Origin of the sequence: Nocardioides sp. (genome assembly GCF_036401255.1) — a bacterium.
GTDB lineage: Bacteria > Actinomycetota > Actinomycetes > Propionibacteriales > Nocardioidaceae > Nocardioides.
This window is the reverse complement of the sequence record NZ_DASWVI010000047.1, coordinates 1-7,614: the sequence shown is the minus strand read 5'-3', so window position 1 is coordinate 7,614 and position 7,614 is coordinate 1. Positions and strand designations below refer to the sequence as shown.

At 71.6% G+C, this 7,614-nt stretch carries 10 protein-coding genes and 1 tRNA gene; 4 read left to right on the top strand and 7 right to left on the bottom strand.

Annotated elements, in window-relative coordinates; translation table 11 throughout:
- The 3 genes from VGD85_RS02355 to VGD85_RS02345 form a co-directional block, all read right to left on the bottom strand.
- Positions 1–598, bottom strand: a 598-nt coding sequence (locus VGD85_RS02355; RefSeq protein ID WP_331061842.1) for a carcinine hydrolase/isopenicillin-N N-acyltransferase family protein, incomplete at its 3' end; no start/stop codon positions are given.
- 28 nt (positions 599–626) lie between these two features.
- Positions 627–1,040 carry a limonene-1,2-epoxide hydrolase family protein gene (locus tag VGD85_RS02350; RefSeq protein ID WP_331061841.1) on the bottom strand — a complete coding sequence of 138 codons (414 nt, stop codon included), beginning with the start codon at positions 1,038–1,040 and terminating at the stop codon, positions 627–629.
- Complete coding sequence (locus VGD85_RS02345) at positions 1,037–1,987, bottom strand: LysR family transcriptional regulator (RefSeq protein WP_331061840.1); 951 nt, start codon at positions 1,985–1,987, stop codon at positions 1,037–1,039. The genes VGD85_RS02350 and VGD85_RS02345 overlap by 4 nt, the downstream gene beginning before the upstream one ends.
- A gap of 117 nt (positions 1,988–2,104) precedes the next feature.
- On the opposite strand from VGD85_RS02345, the gene VGD85_RS02340 reads away from it, so the two are divergent.
- Positions 2,105–2,287, top strand: a complete 183-nt coding sequence (locus VGD85_RS02340) for a hypothetical protein (protein WP_331061839.1) — start codon at positions 2,105–2,107, stop codon at positions 2,285–2,287.
- A 116-nt stretch (positions 2,288–2,403) separates the two neighbouring features.
- Positions 2,404–2,476: transfer RNA gene (locus VGD85_RS02335), tRNA-Thr, on the top strand.
- 110 nt (positions 2,477–2,586) lie between these two features.
- On the opposite strand, the gene VGD85_RS02330 is transcribed toward VGD85_RS02335, so the two are convergent.
- The 3 genes from VGD85_RS02330 to VGD85_RS02320 form a co-directional block, all read right to left on the bottom strand.
- A complete protein-coding gene (locus VGD85_RS02330) occupies positions 2,587–3,153 on the bottom strand; it encodes an N-acetyltransferase (RefSeq protein ID WP_331061838.1) in 567 nt (188 codons plus the stop codon).
- Positions 3,150–4,079, bottom strand: a complete 930-nt coding sequence (gene rsgA / locus VGD85_RS02325) for a ribosome small subunit-dependent GTPase A (RefSeq protein ID WP_331061843.1) — start codon at positions 4,077–4,079, stop codon at positions 3,150–3,152. Before rsgA ends, VGD85_RS02330 begins: the two co-directional genes overlap by 4 nt.
- Positions 4,080–4,447: 368 nt before the next feature.
- Positions 4,448–5,278: a hypothetical protein gene (locus VGD85_RS02320; RefSeq protein ID WP_331061837.1), complete on the bottom strand. Its 831-nt coding sequence runs from the start codon at positions 5,276–5,278 to the stop codon at positions 4,448–4,450.
- Between the two features lie 95 nt (positions 5,279–5,373).
- Here VGD85_RS02320 and VGD85_RS02315 point away from each other — a divergent pair, with 95 nt between their 5' ends.
- Positions 5,374–6,003, top strand: a complete 630-nt coding sequence (locus VGD85_RS02315) for a helix-turn-helix domain-containing protein (protein ID WP_331061836.1) — start codon at positions 5,374–5,376, stop codon at positions 6,001–6,003.
- On the opposite strand, the gene VGD85_RS02310 is transcribed toward VGD85_RS02315, so the two are convergent.
- On the bottom strand, positions 5,993–6,877 hold the full coding sequence (locus tag VGD85_RS02310) for an alpha/beta hydrolase (protein ID WP_331061835.1): 885 nt from the start codon (positions 6,875–6,877) through the stop codon (positions 5,993–5,995). The genes VGD85_RS02315 and VGD85_RS02310 overlap by 11 nt on opposite strands.
- 145 nt (positions 6,878–7,022) lie before the next feature.
- Between VGD85_RS02310 and VGD85_RS02305 the strand changes: the two genes are divergently transcribed.
- On the top strand, positions 7,023–7,391 hold the full coding sequence (locus tag VGD85_RS02305) for a helix-turn-helix domain-containing protein (protein ID WP_331061834.1): 369 nt from the start codon (positions 7,023–7,025) through the stop codon (positions 7,389–7,391).
- Positions 7,392–7,614: the final 223 nt, after the last annotated feature.

The following is a 7,614-nucleotide window of genomic DNA, read 5'->3' as shown; positions in this document are numbered from 1 at the left end:
CGGCGACCCGGCCGCGCAGCCGGTCGGCGTACCGCTCCGCGAAGCCGGGGATGGTCAGCCCGTTGCTGATGCTGCGCGCGGCGCCCGTGACGTCCTCGGCCGCCCAGTGCCGGCCCGCGGTCTCGAGCACGACCGCGCCCTCGCGGTCGGCGACCAGGAAGCTGTTGTGGTAGGTGAACCGCCGGTGCTCGATGCTGCACGGCCCGCTCTGGCCGTGCTTCTCGAGCAGCGCGACGATCACCTGGACGGCGTCGCGGGCCGAGGCCGCGCGCTCGAGCGCGAGCCGGAGCAGGTCCATGCCGAGCAGCCCCGGCTCGAGCGAGGTGGGCTCCTTGGTGAACACCGCCTCGTTGCCGATCGCGACGCCGTGCTCGTTGGCGCCCATCTCGGCGCCCCACATCCACCACGGCCGGGAGACCACGGTCGCGTGCGTGTGCGTGACCTGCGGCAGGTCGACGTACGTGGTCCGGGTGCGCGAGCCGGCCGCGTGGTCGGCGGCCGGCGTCCACGCCCACAGCTGCGCCTCGTTGGGGTCGCGGTCGGAGTTCTTCGCGAGCACCATGCCCGAGTCGGTGCGGAAGACGACGGTGTCGCACACGCGTCGCAGCGTAGGGGCGCGCGGCCGGTCAGCGCGAGGTCAACACCTTGCCGAGGCCGACCAGGCCGGAGCCCAGCAGCTCCAGCCAGCTGAACGAGTCGTCCCAGAGCGTGATCCGGCCGTCGGTGACCGTGAAGGTCCCGCGGACGCGGAACGACGTCTCCCAGCCGGAGTAGGCGATCACGTCGGTGCGGTCCGTCAGGACGGTGCCACTCTCGGAGCCGTCGGCGTCGCCGGTCGCCGCGACGTGGTGCCACTCGACGTCGAAGCCGACGCCACGGCGCGCCATGTCGCGGATCATCTGGTGCACCCGCTCGCCGCGGAAGGCCGGCATCGCGGTGTTGCGCCACTCGACGTCGGGGTCGAGCAGCGCGACGGCGTCCTCGGTCTCGGCGCGGGCGAGGTGCTCGAGGAAGCTGCGGACGGTCTGCTCGGCGCTCATGCGTCGACGGTAGCCCGCGCCGGGCGGGGCGTCACCGGCTCGGCGATCGCCTGCATCCGCTTGGTCGCCAGCTCGATCATCAGCCGGGCCGCGGGGGAGAGGATCGCTCCGGCGCGGTGCACGACGGCGAACGTGTCGTACTGGCGTGGCCGGAGCGCGACCCAGCCGGCCTGGGGTGCCAACCGGGGCAGCAGCTGCAGGGCGGCCCCCTTGGGGACCACGGAGTCGGCGTACCCCATGCCCACGAGCTCGACCGCGGTCTCGACGTCCTCGACCTCGATCCGGGTCGCCGGGTTGCGCCCGGTGGTGTGCAGCATCTGGCGCAGGGTCGCGCGGGTCGAGTCGACGGCGCGGTACGTCGTCTCCGAGAGCACCAGCGGTGCCTGGGCGAGCCGGTGCGCGGTGACCGGCGAGGTGAGGCGCGCGGGGTCCGCGCTGATGTAGACGAGCTCCTCGCGGGCGACCGGGAGCACGGTCATCCCCTCGCTGTCGACGTTGGGGACCGCGAGCATCGCGGCCTCGAGCCGGCCTCGGCGCAGGTCCTCGGTGACCTCGGTGGAGTTCTGGCCGACCAGCTCGACGCGCACGCCGGGGTAGCGGGAGAGGACGTCGGCGATCAGCCCCGCGCCGGCGTACAGGCGGGCGATGCCGAACATCCCGAACCGGATCGTGCCGGTCTCCAGCGACTTCACGCTCCGCACCGCCTGCCGCGCCTCGTCGACGCTTGCCAGCACTTTCTCGGCGTGCGGGCGCAGGGTGTCCGCGACGGTCGTCGGCACGACGCCGCGGCCGACCCGTCGGAACAGCTGCACGCCCAGTCCCTTCTCCAGCGTGCGGATCTGCTCGGAGACCGAGGGCTGGGCGTAGCCGAGCTCCTCGGCCGCCGCCGTCAGCGACCCGTGCTCGTAGGTGGCGAGGAAGCAGGTGAGCTGGTGCAACGAGACCATCGGCGATCCTCAAGGTAGATCCTAGGGGTTCATAAGGAAACCAAGGCTACCCCTATGCCGCCTGCCCGCCGAGAATGGAGTGAAGCGTCCACCACCGACTCCTCGAGGGAGGTCTCGATGTTCGATCACCACTGCACCGCGTGCGGCAAGCGCGAGCTGATCTTCCCGAGCCAGGTCACCGGCCTGACCAACACCGACCACGGCATCGTCGTGGAGTTCGAGTGCTGGTGCGGCTCCGCGCAGACGATGGTCACCGGCCGCGCCGCCGAGCGCCGTCCGCAGACCACGCTCGCCGCCTGAGAGCCGCCCACCTCAGACCCCGGACGCCGGACCCGGTGCCGTTTTCGTGCACCGGACCGGCGTCCGTATACTTCTCCGGGTTGCCCGGACCCTGGGACTCCAGCGCCGGCCAGCACGCCGCCTTAGCTCAGTCGGTAGAGCGATTCACTCGTAATGAATAGGTCGTCGGTTCGATTCCGACAGGCGGCTCCGCTGACGAACCCCTGACCTGCGACACCGCGGGTCAGGGGTTCGTCGCGTCGGAGTGTCGGTCCGCGACCAGGGCGAGCCTCAGCCTCGAGGCACAGTCCGGCGGGGCCTCACACCCCGAACGCGGCCGGATAGCGGATCTGTCCCCGGGGAACCGGTGAGGAGGGGGCCAGGGAGAGGGCCATCAGGTTCTCGTCGGGCACCTCGAAGCTCGCCGAGATGCCGAACAGCGAGGCCCGGTCGAAGCCGAACCTCGGGTAGTACTCGGCGTGCCCGAGGACCACCACGAGGTTCTCCCCGCTGCGTTGCGCCGCCTCGAGGCCGGCCCGGATCGCCGCCGTCCCGGCGCCCTGGCCCTGGTGTCGCGGACGGACCGCACAGGGGCCGAGTGCGAGCGCCGGGGCCTCGCCCACATGGCAGCGGGTCAGGAGCGAGTATCCGGCAACGGTCCCGTCGTCGGCGGCCGCGACGGTGGACAGCCGTGGCAGCCAGGCCGTGGGGTCCTCGCGCAACGCCTCGACCAGATCGGCCTCCAGGCTCGTCGGGAACGCGGCCAGCAGGACCTCGCGGATGCTTGCCAGGTCGGCGGCCCGCTCCGACCACGTCCTCCATACGGGCGAGCCCGTGTTCGCGGGGGTCGTGCCGGTGTCGGGCCGGTGGGTGTCTCGTGCGGTCATCGCTGCTTCCCTCGGAAGTCGTAGGTGGCACGCAAGCCCCGGGAGATGGCCTTGCGGTGGTTCTCTCGTTCGGCGCGCAAGCGCGCGTCGGTGCGTGAGGCGGCCCAGCTGTTCTCGCGCTGGAGCTTGCGATAGCTGGCCAGGCGCCGCTCGGGCAGCAGTCCTTCGGCGATCGCCTCGGCGACGGCGCACCCGGGCTCGGTGGTGTGCTCGCAGTCGGTGAACCTGCAGCGAGCGGCGAGCTCCTCGATCTCGGCGAACACCTGTTGTAGACCGGCCTCCGAGTCGTGCAGTCCGACTCCTCGCAGGCCAGGGGTGTCGATCAGGACGCCCCCGCCCGGGAGCGGCACGAGCTCGCGGTGGACCGTGGTGTGGCGGCCCTTGCCGTCCGCGCCCCGGACGCGCCCCGTGCTCAGCCGATCGGCGCCGAGCAACGTGTTGCCGAGGGTCGACGTCCCGACGCCGGAGGATCCGAGCACGACGACGGTCCCGGTGAGTGCCTGGCGCAGCCGGACAAGTCCCTCGCCGGTGACGGAGCTGGTCGGCAGCACCTCGACTCCGGGAGCCAGGTCGGCCGCGGAGCGCGCCAGGGCGGCCCTCTCCTGGCCCGTCACGCAGTCGGCCTTCGTGAGGACGAGCACGGGGCGCGCGCCGCTGTCCCAGGCGAGCGCCGTCAGGCGCTCGACTCGTCCCGGGTCCAGCGGGGTGGCGAGGGAGACCACGATCGCCACGGTGTCGACGTTGGCTGCCAAGACCTGCGCCTCGGAGGTGCGTGCGGAACTGGCGCGTACGACGGCGGTCCGACGCGGCAGAACCTCGGCGACCTCGGGGGGATCTCCTGGGCGGAGGGCGACCCAGTCGCCCGTGCAGACGCGGTGACCGCCGGGCGTGGCCCGGACCGGTCCATCGGGCGTGAGGGCGGTCACCTGGGTGCGGTCGACGCGCGCGAGGCGCGCCGGGGTCCACCCGGGGATGGCGCGCTCGGTGAAGGCGTCGCGGAAGAAGTCGTCCCAGCCCAGGTCGAGGAGTGCGGGAACGGGCGGACGGTCGGGTTCGGGTGTCGGTGATGGTGTCGGTGATGGTGACAACGAGCTGGGTCCCTTACAGAAAGGGCCTCGTCTGACTGCCGAGTCGCCAGCTCGGACTGCGCGAGCGCAGCCTCAGTGGCGAGGCTGGAACCGGATCGAGGCCGGAGAACGTGGGTCGGCTTCAGGCGCGCCCACACAGGCGCGCTGCGCGTCCTGCATCAACCCACACTCCCTTCCATCGAGATCCGACTCGGCAGGCACCGACTTTACACACGGGTCGCCGTCCGAGAGGTCGGATTCGGCGCTGACTCGCCACGGATCGGCGACAGCCGGCTGGCCACGGCCAGGGTCGCCAGTCCCCAGAGCAGCCAACTGCCGTAGACGACGACCCCGAGGACCGGGTCCTCGGGAGTGGTGGTCGAGATCGTGGCGTTCAGGCCACAGATCCCGAGGCCGGCGAGTGCCAACCCGCCGATAGTGGCGGCGCCGTGGGCGCGGTGCGGTGCGGGGCGATCCCACCACCGAAGAGCGAGAGCGGTGGCCGACGCGCCGAGCAACGCGAGCGTCACCGGTACTGCGTACTCCGCATCGATCTCGGGCCCGAGCCCGGGGGGAGCGAGCCAGCCGATGCCGGTCAGCCACAGGGTCTTCAGGGCCGGGTAGATCGTCGCGCTAGCGACCCCCAGCCCGACCACCCAGCGGGGCGGGTCGAGCGGCTGACCGCAGTCACCGCGCAGGGGATGACAGCGGATCCAGACGGCCGTGAGCGTGAGCGCTGCCCCGAGCGAGGCGGGCACGGCCGCCCCATCCACCTCGAGCGGGATGGCGCCCGTCGCGCGCAGCACATGGAAGACGCCCGCGATCGCCGAGGGCAGGAGGAGCACGGCAGCGCCGAGCCCGATCAGTCGGCGGCCTCGAGCGCCCGTCGCGCACGCGAGCGCGAGGAGCGACCCGAGGATCGGTGTCCAGGCCGGCGCGATGCGATCGACGTACGCCGCCTGCCCGTGGATCGCCAGCGCGATCGCGGCGAGCAGGGTGCCGATCGCGAGCCAGGCGATCGGTCCAGCGCGTCCTCCGGTCGTCTTCGGGTGCCCCACGGTCATCTCCTGATCTGTTGGCGAACTCGCTCTAGAGACGTCACTCTAGAGGCCTGGTTCTAGAAATCGTCACGGACAGCCGATACGGTCGGCAGGTGCCTGCCGCCAAGTTCACTCGCGACGGGATCTTGGACGCGGCGGCCGAGGAGGTCCTGACTCGCGGCTCGGGCGCCGACGTGACGATCGGTGCCGTCGCCCGCCGGCTCGGGGCGCCCAGTGGGTCCATCTACCACCGGTTCCCGTCGCGAGAGGAGCTCCTCGTGCGCCTGTGGATCCGCAGTGTGCGCCGATTCCACGAGCGCTACCTGGCCGCTGGCCGGGAAGCCGATCCGCAGCGCGCCATCTTGGACATGGCCGTGTGCGTGGCCACCTTCACTCGCGATCACCGCGCCGACGCGGCCGCGATGACGCTGTTCCGCCAGTCCCGGCTCATGGCGAGCGCACCGGAGTCCTGTCGGGCCGAGGTGGTCGAGATCAATGCGGGTGTCAACGAGCGGTTGGCCGAACTGACCGTTGCGCGCTATTCCCGACCGAGCCCGCGGCACCGCGTGCTGGTCCGCGTCGCCGCGATCGACAGCCCGTACGGCCTCGTACGCCCCTACGTGGGGGACGCGGTGCCGAGCTGGTTGGCCGAGGTCATCCGAGCCAGCTCCGGCGCCGTTCTGGAGCTCGGGGACCGCCGACGGCGACCGCGCGACGGTGAGCTGGCCGGGTTCAGCGCGTGAGGAAGTCGATGACCCGTCGGTTGTAGTCGTCGGGCTTCTCGGCCGGAACGATATGCCCGGCTCCCTGGATGAGGTGGGCCTCCGATCCGGGGGCCAGCGACTTCTCGATCATCGCGAGATCCTCCTCGGTCAACCGGACGCTGTGGTCCTCGGTGCCGTGCAGGTAGAGAGTCGGCTGGGTGGGGAGGTCTCCCCAGAGTGCGACCTGTGCCGACTCCCACTCCGGCGTGCCCATCTCGTCGACGGCGAAGTTCCTCCGGTAGAGCGAGAGGGCCACCTTGAGACGCTCGGGGTCGCCGATGGCCGAGCGCATGCCGGCGATGTCCTCGGTGGCATCGTGGTCCGGTCCGGTCCACCGCCGCTGCAGGACCTCCGCCAGGTAGGCGTTGTCGTCGGCGGCGATCAGGTGCTCGGCGAACCCCATCTGGAAGAACCAGAAGTGGTTCAGCCGCTCGATGCCCTCGAACGACGCGGCGTATCCCGCGAAGAACTGGAGCGGTGGGACGTCGCTGGTCACGACCCTCGCCCAACGCTCGGGGGCGGCGGTCGCCGCGGCCCAGGCCGTGGCCGCGCCCCAGTCGTGCCCGAGCAGCACCGCGCGCTCGTCCCCGTCCAGGGCGTCATGCAGCGCGAGGGCGTCCTCGACCAGCTCCGGCAGGAGGATCTCTCCGCTTGCGGGGAGGGACGAGGGAGCGAAGCCGCGCATGCTCGGGGCCACCGCTCGGAATCCGGCCCGGGCCAGGGCAGGGAGGGTGTGGCGGAAGGTGACCGCGGCCGACTCCGGGAATCCGTGGAGGAGGAGCACGAGCGGGCCCTCGCCCTGCTCGACGTACGAGATCGTCTGCCCGTTGAGGGTCACTGACTGGGTGCGCATGGTCCGTCTCTTCTCCTGTCGTGAGAGCTTCTGGCGCCGACGCTAGGGAGACGCTCGCAGATCGACAAGTACCTACAATTTTGTCAGTACCTGCCGGGCCAGCAGTGCGGCTAGGATCGGACGGCGATCTCAGGGGAGGGCAGTCATGGCAACCAGACCGACCGACGCCTCGGGCCGTCCGGTGTACTCCTGCGGTGTCGACGCGGCCCTGGATGTCGTCGGCGGCAAGTGGAAGGGACTGCTGCTGTGGGCGCTCCACGAGCGGAGCCATCGCTTCGGGGAGTTGCGCCGGGCCTTGCCCGGGATCAGCGAGCGCATCCTCATCCAGCAGCTCAGGGAGCTCGAGGCGGACGGTGTCGTCGACCGGCTGGTGCACTCCGAGGTGCCGCCCAAGGTCGAGTACTCGCTCACCGAGTTCGGCCGCTCGCTGAACGCCGCGCTCCTCCCTCTGGCCGCGTGGGGGGAGGACAACCTGGATCGCATCCGCGAGGTCCGGGCCCGCACCGGTCCCTGACCTGCGAGCGTGCGACACCGCCAGCCGTGCTCGGCCTGCCGGGCGGCAGCAAGCGTGGCCGCCATGCCCGTCCCTGGGCGACGATGGACCGCGCACACCTCACAAACGAGTGCCGGGGAGCGTCTTTCGAAGGTGAAGCCGTTCGACGAGGTCGTGGCCGAGCACGGGGCGACCGTGCTGCGGGTGTGTCGCGCCGCGCTGGGCCAGGCGGACGCCGACGACG

Excerpts from the sequence above, each read along its gene's own strand:
- VGD85_RS02330 (WP_331061838.1), bottom strand. The coding sequence starts at position 3,153 with ATGACCGCACGAGACACCCACCGGCCCGACACCGGCACGACCCCCGCG.
- VGD85_RS02305 (WP_331061834.1), top strand. The coding sequence starts at position 7,023 with ATGGCAACCAGACCGACCGACGCCTCGGGCCGTCCGGTGTACTCCTGC.
- VGD85_RS02345 (WP_331061840.1), bottom strand. The coding sequence starts at position 1,987 with ATGGTCTCGTTGCACCAGCTCACCTGCTTCCTCGCCACCTACGAGCAC.
- VGD85_RS02350 (WP_331061841.1), bottom strand. The coding sequence starts at position 1,040 with ATGAGCGCCGAGCAGACCGTCCGCAGCTTCCTCGAGCACCTCGCCCGC.
- VGD85_RS02310 (WP_331061835.1), bottom strand. The coding sequence starts at position 6,877 with ATGCGCACCCAGTCAGTGACCCTCAACGGGCAGACGATCTCGTACGTC.
- VGD85_RS02340 (WP_331061839.1), top strand. The coding sequence starts at position 2,105 with ATGTTCGATCACCACTGCACCGCGTGCGGCAAGCGCGAGCTGATCTTC.